This is a genomic window from Pseudomonas sp. NPDC089734 (assembly GCF_044748865.1).
Lineage (GTDB): Bacteria > Pseudomonadota > Gammaproteobacteria > Pseudomonadales > Pseudomonadaceae > Aquipseudomonas.
The window spans coordinates 71,180-86,384 of the sequence record NZ_JBIVGV010000002.1; the positions used below are offsets into that span (position 1 = coordinate 71,180).

10 protein-coding genes are annotated in these 15,205 nt (G+C 60.7%); 2 read left to right on the forward strand and 8 right to left on the reverse strand.

The window, feature by feature from the left end; all coding sequences use genetic code 11:
- Nucleotides 1-30 precede the first annotated feature (30 nt).
- The 8 genes from ACIPY9_RS03095 to glnE all read right to left on the reverse strand — a co-directional run bounded on the left by ACIPY9_RS03095 (nt 31) and on the right by glnE (nt 10,098).
- Nucleotides 31-1,467, reverse strand: coding sequence for a lipopolysaccharide kinase InaA family protein (locus ACIPY9_RS03095; protein WP_400696928.1), 1,437 nt, complete (start codon nt 1,465-1,467; stop codon nt 31-33).
- On the reverse strand, nt 1,467-2,243 hold the full coding sequence (locus tag ACIPY9_RS03100) for a lipopolysaccharide kinase InaA family protein (RefSeq protein ID WP_400696929.1): 777 nt from the start codon (nt 2,241-2,243) through the stop codon (nt 1,467-1,469). The genes ACIPY9_RS03095 and ACIPY9_RS03100 overlap by 1 nt, the downstream gene beginning before the upstream one ends.
- On the reverse strand, nt 2,240-2,974 hold the full coding sequence (locus ACIPY9_RS03105; RefSeq protein ID WP_400696931.1) for a lipopolysaccharide kinase InaA family protein: 735 nt from the start codon (nt 2,972-2,974) through the stop codon (nt 2,240-2,242). Before ACIPY9_RS03105 ends, ACIPY9_RS03100 begins: the two co-directional genes overlap by 4 nt.
- Complete coding sequence (gene rfaP, locus ACIPY9_RS03110) at nt 2,974-3,780, reverse strand: lipopolysaccharide core heptose(I) kinase RfaP (RefSeq protein ID WP_400696932.1); 807 nt, start codon at nt 3,778-3,780, stop codon at nt 2,974-2,976. The genes ACIPY9_RS03105 and rfaP overlap by 1 nt, the downstream gene beginning before the upstream one ends.
- Nucleotides 3,780-4,904 carry a glycosyltransferase family 4 protein gene (locus ACIPY9_RS03115; RefSeq protein WP_400696934.1) on the reverse strand — a complete coding sequence of 375 codons (1,125 nt, stop codon included), beginning with the start codon at nt 4,902-4,904 and terminating at the stop codon, nt 3,780-3,782. The genes rfaP and ACIPY9_RS03115 overlap by 1 nt, the downstream gene beginning before the upstream one ends.
- Nucleotides 4,904-5,968 (reverse strand): lipopolysaccharide heptosyltransferase I, encoded by a 1,065-nt coding sequence (gene waaC / locus ACIPY9_RS03120; protein ID WP_400696935.1) that lies wholly within the window; start codon nt 5,966-5,968, stop codon nt 4,904-4,906. The genes ACIPY9_RS03115 and waaC overlap by 1 nt, the downstream gene beginning before the upstream one ends.
- A 2-nt stretch (nt 5,969-5,970) precedes the next feature.
- On the reverse strand, nt 5,971-7,005 hold the full coding sequence (gene waaF / locus ACIPY9_RS03125) for a lipopolysaccharide heptosyltransferase II (protein WP_400696936.1): 1,035 nt from the start codon (nt 7,003-7,005) through the stop codon (nt 5,971-5,973).
- A gap of 135 nt (nt 7,006-7,140) precedes the next feature.
- Complete coding sequence (gene glnE, locus ACIPY9_RS03130; RefSeq protein ID WP_400696938.1) at nt 7,141-10,098, reverse strand: bifunctional [glutamate--ammonia ligase]-adenylyl-L-tyrosine phosphorylase/[glutamate--ammonia-ligase] adenylyltransferase; 2,958 nt, start codon at nt 10,096-10,098, stop codon at nt 7,141-7,143.
- A gap of 383 nt (nt 10,099-10,481) precedes the next feature.
- Between glnE and aceE the strand changes: the two genes are divergently transcribed.
- Both aceE and aceF read left to right on the forward strand, forming a co-directional pair.
- Nucleotides 10,482-13,127: a pyruvate dehydrogenase (acetyl-transferring), homodimeric type gene (aceE, locus tag ACIPY9_RS03135; protein WP_400696939.1), complete on the forward strand. Its 2,646-nt coding sequence runs from the start codon at nt 10,482-10,484 to the stop codon at nt 13,125-13,127.
- 152 nt (nt 13,128-13,279) lie between these two features.
- Nucleotides 13,280-14,908, forward strand: a complete 1,629-nt coding sequence (aceF, locus tag ACIPY9_RS03140) for a dihydrolipoyllysine-residue acetyltransferase (protein ID WP_400696941.1) — start codon at nt 13,280-13,282, stop codon at nt 14,906-14,908.
- Nucleotides 14,909-15,205 lie beyond the last annotated feature (297 nt).

A 15,205-nucleotide genomic window follows, 5' to 3' on the forward strand; every position in this document is an offset into this window, starting at 1 on the left:
CCCTGGTCATCAAGTCCCGGAGCCCGCTACTCACACTCTCGGCAGGCGCTGATCCAGCAATTGATACAGCGCGCTGTCGACCGGCCAGTTGCGCATGAAGCGCGCACGGTCACGCGCAAACGCCTTGGCAAACGATGCCTGGGAACGGTGCTGACACACGGCATCGAGATCGATCAAAGCCCAGCGCCCCTCACTCCAGAACACGTTGTGGCCTTTCAGGTCGCCATGGCTGATGCGCTCGCGCAGCAGCTTCCCAAAAAGGTCGTCCAATGCCTGCAGCTCGTTTTCCGGGACATCGCCCGTGGCGACATGGGGCGCAAAACGCTCGATGATATCCGGTCCGTCCAGAAACTCGGTCACCAGGTATGCCTTGCGGCGCAATCCCAATACCCGCTGCTCCAGCATGGCCAGTGGTTTGGGCGTGGAAATACCCAGAAAAGCCAGGCGGTTGCCCTCGCGCCATGAGTGCCAGGCCCGGCTCGGGCGCCAGAAACGCTTGAGCCAGTGACTGAAGTTCTTGATGTTGTAACGCTTGATGACCAGCAGGCGCCCGTCCACCTCGACCCGTCCGACACTGGCTGCACCGCCGGTCTTGTACAGATGCCCCTGATCAAGCAACGCATCGGCCCGGTCCAGAATCGGCAGCATGGCCGCCTCTTCTTCGCGACGAGCCGCACGGAATCCGGAAGCGGAGTTCTGCACGCTGAACAGACTGCAATCGCGACCGGTCTTGTCCAGAAAATCCCCGAGCCGCCATTGGCGAACCTTGTCGATCTGCTTTTGCAGGGCCTCCATCGGCAAGGCGTGCTCGGCGTTGCTCAAGAGATAATGCACCAGCAACTCTTCGGTGAAGGGCTCGAACGCCTTGGGGAGCTGAGCGAAAAAGACGCCCAGGTTTTCCAGGGCCTTTTGCCGGGAGAGCGGCTTGCCAGCTTCTTCGACGCCAATACCGGCACCATCGATCAGGTACAACTGCCCGTTGTGACGCAGCAGGTTGTCCAGGTGCAGATCCTCCTGCCACAAGCCCTTGGCGTGTAACCGGGCGACGGCGGATAACGCTTCGCCCAGTACCTGTTGCTGCTCATCGGCCAGGGGCGGAAGACTCTCGACCTGACCCCAGGCGCTGCCCAGGCTTTCGGCCTCATCCAGAAACTCGAACAGCAACCAGCCGCCTTCACCGTCCTGCAAGCCATCGGCCAGCAACAAGGGAGTCGTCAGGCCTTGCTCGGCCAGCAACCGGACGCCCGTCAGCTCTCGCTGGAAATGCCGGGCAGCCTTGCTGCCGACCAACAGCTTGGCCAACACCGGACGCCCCCGCCAGACACCGGCACCGACATAGCGTTGCCCCGGCAATACCCGCAGAAGGGTCAACAGTTGCAGCTCGGCCGGACCGGCCGTATCCGCCAGGGTGATGCTCAACGGCAACTCCGGGGTGCGCCCGGCATTCTTGAGTTCAGACAAGCGCATCAACGAGCCTCTTGATCGCGGTGTTGAAGATCGCGCTTGTGCTTGCCGCGCTTGCCCAGACGCAAATACCAGGCATCGACCAAGGCACTGTCAGGGGCAGCCTGCAGATAGGCGGCCAGCAACTCACGATGCTCGGCCTCCCCCCACATCGGCGCACGGCGCAAGAGAGGCTCCAGGTCCTTGACCCGGTCACGCCTGCCAAAGAACGCCGGACGTGTTTTCTCCAGATCGATCAGCTGTGCCAGATAGGCACCGCCGCGAGGCTGCAAAAAGATATGTTTGGGATAGAAGCAGCCATGAACCTGCCCCGCTTCGTGCAACGTGCGGGCCAGTTGGCCGCAGGACTGAAGAATCGCGGAACGGGCATTGGTGCCCAGTTCAGGCCACTGCTGAAGCAGCGCTTCAAGATCGGTCCACTCATCCAGCGCCCGTGTCATCAGAATGGCACGTCGCTCGCCACCGGCACGGCTTTCACCATAGAACACGGCTTGCAACGCCGGAATGCCCAGTTTCTGGTAGCGGATGATGTTGCGAAATTCCCGCGAGAACGATGGCTCACCGAACGGGTGGTGCAGTGTGTAGGTCAGGTAATTGCTCTGACGCTTCAGATAGAAGCCCTGACCTTCCAGTTCCAGACGAAACACGCTGCTCCATCCGCCACGCCCGGTATTGGGCTCATCGACGGCATCGAGCTGCCTGTTCCACAACGACTGAAAATCGGCCAGACCATGGCGCTCAAGCAAGGCCTGCTCGGCACTGGCAATGAAAACACTCATTCACGCCCCTCGAAAAAACTGACGATATGGCGAATACGCTTCTTGTCGGAGGCATTCAGACGGTCCCGCTGACGGTATTGCAGGTAGAAACGCAGGCGCTGCGTGGCAGACAAGTGATACTTGGCGACCTTGTCCAGACAGGCCAGGTCCTTGGTGATCCGGTAGCGCAGCATGAAGCTCCACCAGAACGCACCGTTGGGGCAATCGATGAAAAACAGTCGGGCCTGACTGTCGACCAACAGATTGCGCCACTTCAGGTCGTTATGGGTGAAATGCTGGTCATGCATGATCCGCGTACAGCGGGCCAATTGACGGCTAATGCCATCGACCCAGGCACGATCCGCCAACAGCGGGTCCTTGCGCCGCGCCAGCGCGGACAAGTCCTCGGTGTCGGGCAGCTCACGAGTGATCAGCGCGCCACGGTCATAGGCAGCGCCCTTACGCTCAAGCCCCCAGGCCACCACATCGGCGGTCGGAATGCCCCACTTGGCAAAGCGCTTGAGGTTCTGCCACTCGGACTTGACCCGTGGACGCCCCAGATAGCGGCGCAAGCCTTTGCCCGCGCCGGTGTAACGCTTGACGTAATAATTGATCCCGTCGCGCTCGACCCGAATCACTTCGGAGAGCAGGTCACGGGTCAGGCGCTCGCCCTGCAAGGCAAATACGGCGTCCAGGCTACCGAAGTCGTCAGCCAGAAAGGCGTACTCCGGCTCCAGAGTCCAGCCCGCCATCAGAGTGCATCTCCGTAACGCAATTTACGCTGATACAACTTGTCCGCCTTCTTTTCCAGCCAGCGCAGCAATGTGGCTTCCCGAGCCAGCACTTCGCGCAATGGCTTCTGGAAATACCCTTTGAGAAAACGCAGTTTGTCGCGTCGGGTCAGGCCGATGTCCAGGGCCGAGAAATACAACGCTGCCAGGTCCTTGTTACGCCAGCGTGGCGTGATGGCCCGGCGCGTCTGGGCGCGATGCAGGTCGATGACCGACAGCTTGAAATCATCGGCACTCACCGGTTTGTCGGTGTGCAACAGGAAATGGCAGATGTAACAGTCCCGGTGATTGACCCCGGCACGGTGCATCATCCCGACCATACGCGCGACTTCTGCAATGTATGCCCGCTTCAAGCGTGGCTCGGGCGGCTCGTTGCGCCAGTTGAGGCTGACGTCTTCCAGGCTTTCGGTCGGTGCCAGCTCTTCGGTAATGATGAACGAATGCTGCGCGGCCGGATTGTTGCCACGCTCGCCATAGGCCACGGCGGTCATGGTCGGCACACCGACTTCATGCAAACGCTCTATCGCGTCCCATTCCTTGCCCGCACCCAGCACCGGCAGCTTGGCGGTCACCAGATTCTTGGCAATCTCACCCCAGCCGATGCCACGGTGAATCTTGACGAAATAGCCTCGCCCATCAACTTCCGTACGCAACGTACGACGACCTTCGAGTTCTCGGTAAACCTGCCCTTCCAGGCCTTCGACGGCCTCGAATGCATCGCGACCGGCCCACAGGCTCTTGAAGGGTTCAGCGAGGAACAACTTCATTATTGATCGTGCTCCGCCAGAATCACATCGGCAGCATGCTGCGGCATGCTGTAAAGGTCCGCCGTATCGGCGAAGGCCAGGCCATTCCGGCCCCAGGCACTGCGTGCAGCCTCGTCTTCGAGCATGTTCACCAGATATCGGTTGAGCTGCGCCTGATCGAATGGCTCATCCAGCACCAGGCCGCTGTCGGCCTCGGCAATGTAATGGGCATAGCCACAAACCGCACTGACCAGCACCGGCAGCCCGGCAACCAGCGCTTCCAGCAGCACGGTGCCGGTGTTCTCGTTATAGGCCGGATGAATCAGCACATCCGCGCCCATCAGGAAACGCGGAATATCGCTGCGCCCTTTCATGAAGGTCACTTGGTCGCCCAACCCCAGAGCCGCACTTTGCAGCTGGAATACTTTGGGGTCGTCCTGGCCGATTACAAACAGGCGCGTGCGTTTTTTAAGTTCGGCAGGCAAGGCGGCCAGCGCCTTGAGGCTGCGATCCACGCCCTTGGTCTTGAAGCCGGAGCCAATCTGGACCAGCAGCAGGTCATCATCGGCCAGCCCGAACTCCTGGCGGACCCCGGCACGAATCTGAGGTGCGTCAGGCGGCGCACGCCGGTCCTGGGAAATACCCGGCGGCAGCAGATGAAAGCGCGACAGCGGCGTGTCGTAATGTTTGATGAACAGCGGTTGCTGCACTTCGGAAATCATCAGCACCTGGGTTTTCGCATCCTTGGCGAACACCGCCCGCTCGTACTCGGCAAAGTGGCGATAACGGCCCCACTTGCGATACAGCGAGTTGCGCAGCGTCTGCGCCTTGTCCTCGAAACAGCCATCGGCGGCGTAATACACATCCAGGCCCGGCATCTTGTTGAAGCCGATCAGACGATCCACCGGGCGCTTGGCCAGATCGGCCTCCATCCAGGCACTGAGTTTTTCGTTACGGCGATGGTTGAAGAACGCCTTGACCGGTGCCACCAGCACCTCAAAACCTGGAGGCACATCGCCTTCCCAGATCAGGGTGTAGACACGGATCTGGTGTCCGCGCTGCTGGCACTCCAGTGCAATGCGCATGAAATCGCGTTGCAGACCGCCGAACGGAAAGTATTTGTAGAGTACGAAAGCCAGTTGCATCAGTTGTGTTCCTTTGCCAGCAACAGCGCGCCCAACTGGCTCGCTACCCGCTCGGGATTCAGGCGAGTGAAGCACATCGGCCACTCGCGTTTCAGGTCAAACCGCTGCTGATCGTCAGCTGTCGGTTGATAGGTGCATTTCTTTTGCAGGCAAGGGGCACACGCCGGGTAATCGCCGGCCAGATGCACCTGGGACTTGCCATACGCGCCGGTTAGCCCCGGATTGGTCGGGCCGAACAGGGAAATGGTCGGTACATCCAGCGCCGCGGCCAGATGGCCGATGCCCGTGTCCACCGCCACGCAGGCCTGAGCGCTGGCCAATACACGGGCAACACCGGCCAGGTTCAGCTTCGGCAAGACCTGTGCATTGTCCAGCCCCTCGGCGATACGTTCGGCACGGGCTTTTTCTGCCGGGTTACCCCAGGGCAGGCGTACATTCAGACCGCGCGTCGCCATCAGTTCGGCCAGTTGCCGCCAATAATGCTCGGGCCAGTGTTTGGTGGCCCAGGTGGTGCCATGCAGAAACAGTACGAAGGGCGCTTCAAGCGCCTCATCCAGTGCCGCCAGACGCTTGAGACCGTAATTGCCAAGCCCCGCAGGCAACTCGTAACCCAGTGCCTGAGCGAACAATTGCCGCAGCCGCTCGACGGCATGCTGCCCGCGGGCCACCGGATATGGCCGGTCATAGAAGCGACTGGCGATGGGTTCGCGTGCCGAGTCCTTGTCCAGCCCCGCCACTGGCGCATTGACGTAACGGGTCAGCCAGGCACTCTTGAACAGGCCCTGGGCATCGATGACCACGTCATAGTGCGTCTCGCGCAGACGTTGCTTGAAGCGCTGCCATTCACCGGTCTTGAAGGTCTGCCAGAGGTTCTTGCGCCAGCGGCGAATCGCCACCGGAATCACCTTGTCCACGGCCGGATGCCAGGTCGGAATCTCGGCAAAGCCCTCTTCCACGACCCAGTCGAATTGAATGCCCGGCAGCGCGTTCGCCGCATCGGTCAGCGCCGGCAGGGCGTGAATCACGTCCCCCAGCGAAGAAGTCTTTATCAGCAATACCCGCAAGGTCAGGCAACCTCCACCGGGGTGCCGCCCAGACGCGCCAAGGCCTGGACGACGGAATCCGGCTCCAGCAGGCGCATGCAGTTGTAATGGCCGAAACGGCATGTCCGCTCGAAACAGGGGCTGCACTCGATGCCCAACTGCACGATTTCGACCTCATCGGCCAAGGGCGGTGTAAAGCCCGGCGAGGTCGAACCGTAGACCGCGACCAGCGGGCGATTGAGTGCCGCGGCCACGTGCATCAGACCGGAATCGTTGGACACCACGGCGTCGGCACAGGACAGCAGATCAATGGCCTCGGCCAGCGAAGTCTCGCCACTGAGATTGATCGCCTCTTCCCGCAGACCGGGAATCAGGTACTCGCGGATGCTCTCGCCGACCGGATGATCCTTCTTTGAACCGAACAGCCAGACTTGCCAGCCCTCACGAATACGCGACTCGGCCACCTGCGCGTAATGCTCGGCCGGCCAGCGCTTGGACTCGCCAAACTCGGCACCAGGGCATAGCGCCAGCACCGGACGGTCCAGGGCCAGACCGAACTTGGCCAGCGCCGCATCGCGCACAGCCATGTCGATCTGCAAGCTCGGCTTCGGATAGGGACGCGGCAGTTCGGCATCCTTGTCGAATGCCATGGCCATGAAACGCTCGATCATCAGCGGATAGCGTTGCTTGTCCAGCACACGCACATCGTTGAGCAAGCCATAGCGGAATTCGCCGCGCCAGCCGGTACGCCTGGGAATGCCTGCGAAAAAAGGCACCAGCGCGGACTTGAGCGAGTTGGGCAGCAGAATCGCCTGATCGTACTGGCCTGCCAGGGATTTGCCGATCCGGCGTCGGGTCGCCAGCTCCAGCGCACCGTGCCCCAGCGGAAAGCTCAGGGCCGCACGCACTTCAGGCATGCGCTCCAGCAGCGGACGGCTCCACTCCGGGGCCAGCACATCGATTTCGCACTCAGGATGACGCTGTTTCAGACACTGGAACAGCGTTTGCGCCATCACCATGTCACCGACCCAGCTAGGTCCAACGATCAAAATTTTCATGCTCAATCCAAAAACAGCCAGGGAGGCTTGTCAGGCTGCGTGACCTTCCCACACAACCTGACGCCTCCCTGTCATAGCTATATATAGCGTTCGATAAACCGTATTCGCGAATGAATTCGCTTCTGCAACCTGAGGTCAGGTCAGGCCCAACTCATTCCAGATCCGCATCACTTCCCGCCGCTCGACCACGAACTGGTCACCCGCCACTGTACCCGCCTGGTTCTGCAAGGCCTGGCGGTGCGCCGCCGCGCGGTAGGCCTTATAGGCTTCGCGCAACAGGCTGGCATCGGCATCAGGCAGCAGCCCGGCCTCTTCAAGGCCTTCGAGAATACGAATGTTATCGGTGTAGCGCAGCAGTCCGGGATGCTCTCTGGACCACGCCAAGGCCGCGTATTGCACCATAAATTCGATATCGACGATACCACCGGCATCCTGCTTGAGGTCGAACGACATCCCGGCATCGAAAGCATTCTCGCCCCGTCCCGCCGTGGTCAGCCGGGTTCCCAGGTTATCGCGCATCTTGGCGCGCATCTCGCTGACTTCTCCGCGCAGTTTGTCCAGATCACGCTCGCGCCCCAGCACCGTTGCCCGGACTTTGACGAATTCGCCCCCGACATCGGGACTGCCCACCAGGACCCGGGCACGCACCAGTGCCTGATGCTCCCAGGTCCAGGCTTCGTTCTCCTGATAGCGGGCAAAAGCCCCCAGCGAACTGACCAGCAGACCTGACGCCCCCGATGGCCGCAAGCGCATATCGACCTCATAAAGCTGGCCGGAGTTGGTCTGGGTCGTCAGCAGGTGGATGATCCGTTGCCCGAGGCGAGTGAAGAACTGCGCGCCGTCGATGGGTTTGGCACCGTCGGTTTCGGCCTGAGGATCGCCATCATGGATGAAGACCAGGTCCAGATCGGAGCCATGCCCCAGCTCGATGCCGCCCACCTTGCCGTAGCCGACAATCACGAAACTCGGGTCGCACAGACTGCCATCAGGCCGCGAAGGCGTGCCGTGCCGGGCGACGGTGTGCCGCCAGGCCAATGCCAGCACCTGTTCCAGAATCGCTTCGGCCAGCCAGGTCAGGTAATCGCTGACTTTCATCAGCGGCAGACTGCCGGAAATCTCGGAAGCCGCCACCCGCAAGCGATGCGCCAGCTTGAAATGCCGCAAGGCTTCCATCTGCTGCTCAAGGTCGTCCTCGGGAATACGAATCAGGCGCTCGCGCAGCTCGGCGGCCAGTTCGGGTGCCAACGGCGGATTGAACAGACGCCCCTCATTGAGCAACTCGTCGAGCAGCAACGGGAAGCGGGCAATCTGCTCCGCAATCCAGGGGCTGGCGGCACACAGGGTCAACAGCCTGCGCAGGGCGTCGGGGTTTTCCGTGAGCAGTACCAGATAGGCAGAGCGCCGGGCCACCGCCTCGACCAGCGGCAACACCCGCTCCAGCACCAGGTCGGGGCTTTCATGCTCTACGGCCTGGGCCAGCAATCGGGGAATGAACGCATCCAGACGCTCGCGCCCCAGACGCTGCATCGAGCGCAGTTGAGGGCTGCCACGCAGGTTGGCCAAGTGCCTGATGGCCTTTTCGGCATCGACGAACCCGGCCTGCGAGAGCTGGCGACAGGCCGCCTCTTCATCCTGGGACTCCTGCCACAGCGGCAGCCATTCGCCACCGACGACCACCTCGCCTTCATCCTGCTGCTCGTCATCGGGATCAGAGTCCGGATCGGCAATGACCTGGCGGAAATGCCATGAAACCCGATTGCGCCAGTGCATCAATCGTTCATGGAAAGTCGGCCAGTCGGCAAAGCCCATGATCAGCGCGATACGCGCCTGATCCTGCTCATTGTCAGGCAGCATTTGTGTCTGTCGGTCGGCAATGGCCTGGATCGCGTGCTCGGTGTAACGCAGGAATTCGTAGCCTTCGCGCAGTTCGTCGGTCACGGCGGACGGCAGATATCCCTGGCCTTCCAGGGTCTTCAACACCTTGAACAGCGGACGCTGTTGCAGGCTCAGGTCGCGGCCACCGTGGATCAACTGGAAAGCCTGAGCGATGAACTCCACTTCGCGAATACCGCCGGCCCCCAGCTTGATGTTATCGGCCATGCCTTTGCGCCGGACTTCCTGCTGGATCAACTGCTTCATGGTGCGCAGTGCTTCGATCGCGGAAAAATCCAGGTAACGGCGGTATACGAACGGACGCAGCATCTGCAGCAACAATTCACCCGCGGCCTGATCACCGCCCACCACACGGGCCTTGATCATGGCGTAACGCTCCCAGTCACGCCCCTGATCCTGGTAATACTGCTCCAGCGCATTGAAGCTCAGCACCAGCGCTCCGGCGGAACCATAAGGGCGCAGGCGCATGTCGACCCGGAACACAAAACCGTCAACCGTCACCGGGTCCAGCGCCTTGATGAGCCGCTGCCCCAGCCGGATGAAAAACTCCTGGTTATCCAGCGGACGCTTCGCCCCGACCGTCTCGCCGCCTTCGGGGTAGGCAAAGATCAGGTCGATATCCGAAGACAGGTTCAGCTCCACGGCCCCCAGCTTGCCCATGCCGAGAATCACCATCTGCTGGGGCTGGCCGGTACGGCGCCCGGTCGGCGTACCGAGCAGCTGGCAATGGCGTTCGTACAACCATTGATACGCCAGATCGATGGAGCCATCAGCCATTTCGGACAGGTCACGACAGGTTTCGATCAGGTCGGCCTGACGCGTCAGGTCGCGCCAGATAATCCGCACTTGCTGGCGCACACGCTGCCGACGTAGATTACGCCCCAATTCATCGTCGGTAGCGGCAACGAGTACGGCGGTTGCGATCTGTCCGCGCAGCTCTCCTGCACCGAAACTGCGTTCAAGCTCGCCCGAATCAGCCAGCGCCAGCAGCATGCCGGGGTCGCGACAGACTTGTTCGGTAACGAAATCGCTGGAGGCACAGACCCGGTCGAACGCAGCCCGGCGTGACTCGGGCCAGGCCTCGAAAGACGCCAATGCGTCGTCCGACAGGGCAGCGAGCGCAGAGCAAAATGTCTGTTGCGCACGGGTAACTAAAGGCAGCAGGATGGCCGGAAAATCGGCCAGCGAAGGTAGGCTCATGGTCTATCCTTGATCGGCGTGCAAAGGGCTACCTGCCATGTCCGCAAGATCCACGCGCAACCACCGACTGTCGAACAAAGGTTATAAATTGCTGAAAAATCGGTTTCAATGGATACAAACACCAATTTTTCACCTGAACAGATTAATTTTCAATCAACGGTAACGTTTTATCTCACAACACAACAGGAGCGATTTGGTCGCTTCTCTGTAGTTTTACTACTGGGTGTGTAACTCGAAAGGCTGAAATGGTCGTCGATATGTAGTAAAACTACACGCCGCCGGAACAACCTCCGGTAATCCAAGAATTTTATGTCGTCTGCCCACAAGGCCAGTCGCAAACTCAGGCAACCGATTCTGGAAGCCTTTCCGCCCTGGAGCAAGCCATGCAAGACCTCGATCCCGTCGAAACCCAGGAATGGCTGGACGCCCTGGAATCGGTTCTCGACAAAGAAGGCGAAGACCGTGCTCATTACCTGATGACCCGTATGGGCGAGCTGGCCACTAGAAGTGGTTCGCAACTGCCGTACGCCATCACCACGCCATACCGCAACACCATTCCAGTCACCCACGAAGCACGCATGCCTGGCGACCTGTTCATGGAACGCCGCATTCGCTCGCTGGTACGCTGGAACGCATTGGCCATGGTTGTCAAAACCAACCTGAACGACCCGGACCTGGGCGGTCACATTTCCAGCTTCGCTTCCAGCGCGACGCTGTATGACATCGGCTTCAACTACTTCTTCCAGGCTCCGACCGAAGAGCACGGCGGCGACCTGATCTACTTCCAGGGCCACGCCTCTCCAGGCGTCTATGCCCGTGCGTTCCTCGAAGGCCGCATCAGCGAAGACCAGATGAACAACTTCCGTCAGGAAGTCGACGGCAACGGTCTGTCTTCGTACCCGCACCCATGGCTGATGCCTGACTTCTGGCAGTTCCCGACCGTATCCATGGGTCTGGGCCCGATTCAGGCGATCTACCAGGCGCGCTTCATGAAGTACCTGGAAAGCCGCGGCTACATCCCTGCAGGCAAGCAGAAAGTCTGGTGCTTCATGGGCGACGGCGAGTGCGACGAGCCGGAATCCCTGGGTGCCATCGCTCTGGCTGGCCGCGAGAAACTCGACAACCTGATCTTCGTCATCAACTGCAACCTGCAGCGCCTCGACGGCCCGGTTCGCGGCAACGCCAAGATCATCCAGGAACTCGAAGGCGTGTTCCGTGGTGCCCAGTGGAACGTCAACAAGGTGGTCTGGGGCCGTTTCTGGGACCCACTGTTCGCCAAGGACACCAACGGTGCCCTGCAACGCCGCATGGACGAAGTCATCGACGGCGAGTACCAGAACTACAAGGCCAAGGACGGAGCGTTCGTTCGCGAGCACTTCTTCAACACGCCTGAACTCAAGGCCATGGTCGAAGACCTGTCCGACGACGAGATCTGGAAGCTCAACCGTGGTGGTCACGACCCGTACAAGGTCTACGCGGCCTACCATCAGGCGGTCAACCACAAGGAACAGCCGACTGTCATCCTGGCCAAGACCATCAAGGGTTACGGTACCGGTGCAGGCGAAGCCAAGAACACCGCGCACAACACCAAGAAGGTCGATGTCGACAGCCTGCGTCACTTCCGTGACCGTTTCGACGTGCCGATCAAGGACGCCGACCTGGAAAACCTGCCGTTCTTCCGTCCGGAAGAAGGCAGCGCCGAGGCCAAGTACCTGTCCGAGCGCCGCAGCGCACTGGGCGGTTTCGTACCACAGCGTCGCGCCAAGAGCATCAGCATCCCGACACCTCCACTGGAAACGCTGAAAGCGATCCTGGACGGTTCGGGCGACCGCGAAATTTCCACCACCATGGCCTTCGTGCGCATCCTGGCGCAACTGGTCAAGGACAAGGAAATCGGTCAGCGCATCGTACCGATCATCCCGGACGAAGCCCGTACCTTCGGTATGGAAGGCATGTTCCGTCAGTTGGGCATCTACTCGTCCGTCGGCCAGCTCTACGAGCCAGTCGATAAAGACCAGGTGATGTTCTACCGCGAAGACAAGAAAGGCCAGATCCTCGAAGAGGGCATCAACGAAGCCGGCGCCATGTCGTCGTTCATCGCGGCCGGTACTTCGTACAGCAACCACAACCAGCCGATGCTGCCGTTCTACATCTTCTATTCGATGTTCGGCTTCCAGCGTATCGGTGACCTGGCCTGGGCTGCCGGCGACAGCCGCACCCGTGGCTTCCTGATCGGCGGCACCGCCGGTCGTACCACGCTCAACGGCGAAGGCCTGCAGCACGAAGACGGTCACAGCCACATCCTGGCCGCCACCGTGCCTAACTGCCGCACCTATGATCCAACCTACGGCTACGAGCTGGCGGTGATCATCCAGGACGGCATGAAGAAGATGACCGAAGAACAACAGGACATCTTCTACTACATCACCGTGATGAACGAAGCCTACACTCAGCCAGCCATTCCGGCCGGTGCCGAGGAAGGCATCATCAAGGGCATGTACCTGCTCGAGGAAGACACCAAGGCCGCGGCGCACCACGTCCAGTTGCTGGGCTCGGGCACCATCCTGCGTGAAGTCCGCGAAGCAGCGAAGATCCTGCGTGACGAATTCAACGTCGGCGCCGACGTCTGGAGCGTCACCAGCTTCAACGAACTGCGTCGTGACGGCCTGGCGGTAGAGCGTTTCAACCGCCTGCACCCTGGTCAGAAGCCACAGCAGACTTACGTCGAACAATGCCTGACCGGCCGTAAAGGCCCGGTCATCGCATCGACCGACTACATGAAGCTGTTTGCCGACCAGATCCGTCAGTGGGTTCCATCCAAGGAATACAAAGTACTGGGCACCGACGGTTTCGGCCGTAGCGACAGCCGCCGCAAGCTGCGTCACTTCTTTGAAGTCGACCGTAACTTCGTGGTGCTGGCAGCCCTGGAAGCCTTGGCTGACCGTGGCGACATCGAACCTAAAGTCGTGGCCGAGGCCATCGCCAAGTTCGGTATCGATCCTGAAAAACGCAACCCACTGGACTGTTAAGAGTCTGCTTCAACATCGGTAACGTGCGCTGATCAGGCGTGAAACAGCCGAGGATGCGGAATTTACATCTGTAAATGAGCATCCAACGCTGTTTCGTTGCAACTGGATACGGCGCAATCGAGAGTGAACAGGTTCTCCGAAGGAGAGACATTGTGAGTGAGTTAATTCGCGTACCCGACATCGGCAACGGTGAAGGTGAAGTCATTGAGTTGATGGTCAAGGTCGGTGATCGTATCGAGGCTGACCAGAGCATCCTGACGCTTGAGTCCGACAAGGCGAGCATGGAAATCCCTGCTCCGAAAGCCGGCGTCATCAAGGTCATGAAGGTCAAGCTGGGCGACCGCCTGAAAGAAGGCGACGAACTGTTCGAGCTGGAAGTCGAAGGCGAAGCCGCTGCTCCGGCCGCGGCGGCCCCTGCTGCTGCCCCTGCACCGGCTCCAGCCGCTGCCGAACCGGCCGCTGCTCCCGCTGCAGCACCTGCGCCAGCAGCCAGCGCGTCCGTTCAGGACATCCACGTTCCGGATATCGGTTCGTCGGGCAAGGCCAAGATCATCGAAGTTCTGGTCAAGCCAGGCGATAGCATCGAGGCCGATCAGTCGCTGATCACTCTGGAGTCCGACAAGGCCAGCATGGAGATCCCGTCTCCAGCAGCCGGCGTGGTCGAGAGCGTCGAAGTCAAGCTGGAACAGGAAGTCGGTACTGGCGACCTGATCCTGAAACTGAAAATCGCAGGTGCCGCGCCTGCCGCTGCACCGGCTGCAAGCGCTCCAGCCGCCGCACCCGCCAAGGCCGAAGCTGCCCCGGCTGCCGCTCCTGCTCCCAAGGCAGAAGCTGCACCCGCACCCGCCGCTCCCGCTCAAAACGGTGCCAAGGTTCATGCCGGCCCGGCGGTTCGCCAACTGGCCCGTGAATTCGGTGTAGAGCTGAGCGCGGTCACCGCAACCGGCCCACACGGCCGCGTGCTGAAAGAAGACGTACAGGTTTACGTCAAGGCCATGATGCAGAAGGCCAAGGAAGCACCTGCCGGCGGCGCAAGCGGCGGCATGGGCATCCAGCCGATTCCGGAAGTCGATTTCAGCCGTTTCGGCGAAATCGAAGAAGTGCCGATGACCCGCCTGATGCAACTGGGCGCCACCGGTCTGCATCGCAGCTGGCTGAACATCCCGCACGTGACGCAATTCGACCAGGCCGACATCACCGACCTGGAAGCTTTCCGTGTGGCGCAGAAAGCCGCTGCCGAGAAAGCGGGCGTCAAGCTGACCGTTCTGCCGCTGCTGCTCAAGTCCATCGCACATCTGCTCAAGGAACTGCCGGACTTCAACGCTTCGCTGGCACCAAGCGGCAAGGCCGTGATCCGCAAGAAGTACGTCCACATCGGCTTCGCCGTGGACACGCCGGACGGCCTGCTGGTTCCTGTGATTCGCGACGTCGACCAGAAGAGCCTGCTGCAACTCGCAGCCGAAGCGGCCCAACTGGCCGAGAAGGCGCGTAACAAGAAGCTCACCGCGAACGACATGCAAGGTGCCTGCTTCACGATCTCCAGCCTCGGCCACATTGGCGGCACCGGCTTCACGCCGATCGTCAACGCGCCGGAAGTGGCGATCCTGGGCGTCTCCAAGGCCAGCATGCAGCCGGTCTGGGATGGCAAGGCATTCCAGCCGCGCCTGATGCTGCCGCTGTCGCTGTCCTATGATCACCGCGTGATCAACGGCGCTGCCGCTGCCCGCTTCACCAAGCGTCTGAGTGAACTGCTGGCAGATATCCGCACGATCCTGCTGTAAGGAACGTGCCGTCGGTTGATGGAGGAAACGGATGTCTCGTTGCTTCCATCAACCGAACAGTTTCCCGAGCCACCACACTCGACCTCAACCCCGCCAATCTGGCGGGGCTTTTTTTATCTGTCAGGTCCAAGCCTGCCAAATACCCTTGATTCAGCGTCGCGTTCCCGGTTACACAACAAGACATGAGGAACCGGTCGACACTTTTATAGCACTAAGCCACCGACCTCTCTTGTAAGCCCGGGCTGCATGATGCAACCTTGCCATACGCGAAAGTATCGGGGGCCAATACCCTCCCGC

Excerpts from the sequence above, each read along its gene's own strand:
- ACIPY9_RS03095 (WP_400696928.1), bottom strand. The coding sequence starts at position 1,467 with ATGCGCTTGTCTGAACTCAAGAATGCCGGGCGCACCCCGGAGTTGCCG.
- ACIPY9_RS03100 (WP_400696929.1), bottom strand. The coding sequence starts at position 2,243 with ATGAGTGTTTTCATTGCCAGTGCCGAGCAGGCCTTGCTTGAGCGCCAT.
- ACIPY9_RS03105 (WP_400696931.1), bottom strand. The coding sequence starts at position 2,974 with ATGGCGGGCTGGACTCTGGAGCCGGAGTACGCCTTTCTGGCTGACGAC.
- rfaP (WP_400696932.1), bottom strand. The coding sequence starts at position 3,780 with ATGAAGTTGTTCCTCGCTGAACCCTTCAAGAGCCTGTGGGCCGGTCGC.
- ACIPY9_RS03115 (WP_400696934.1), bottom strand. The coding sequence starts at position 4,904 with ATGCAACTGGCTTTCGTACTCTACAAATACTTTCCGTTCGGCGGTCTG.
- waaF (WP_400696936.1), bottom strand. The coding sequence starts at position 7,005 with ATGAAAATTTTGATCGTTGGACCTAGCTGGGTCGGTGACATGGTGATG.
- glnE (WP_400696938.1), bottom strand. The coding sequence starts at position 10,098 with ATGAGCCTACCTTCGCTGGCCGATTTTCCGGCCATCCTGCTGCCTTTA.
- aceE (WP_400696939.1), top strand. The coding sequence starts at position 10,482 with ATGCAAGACCTCGATCCCGTCGAAACCCAGGAATGGCTGGACGCCCTG.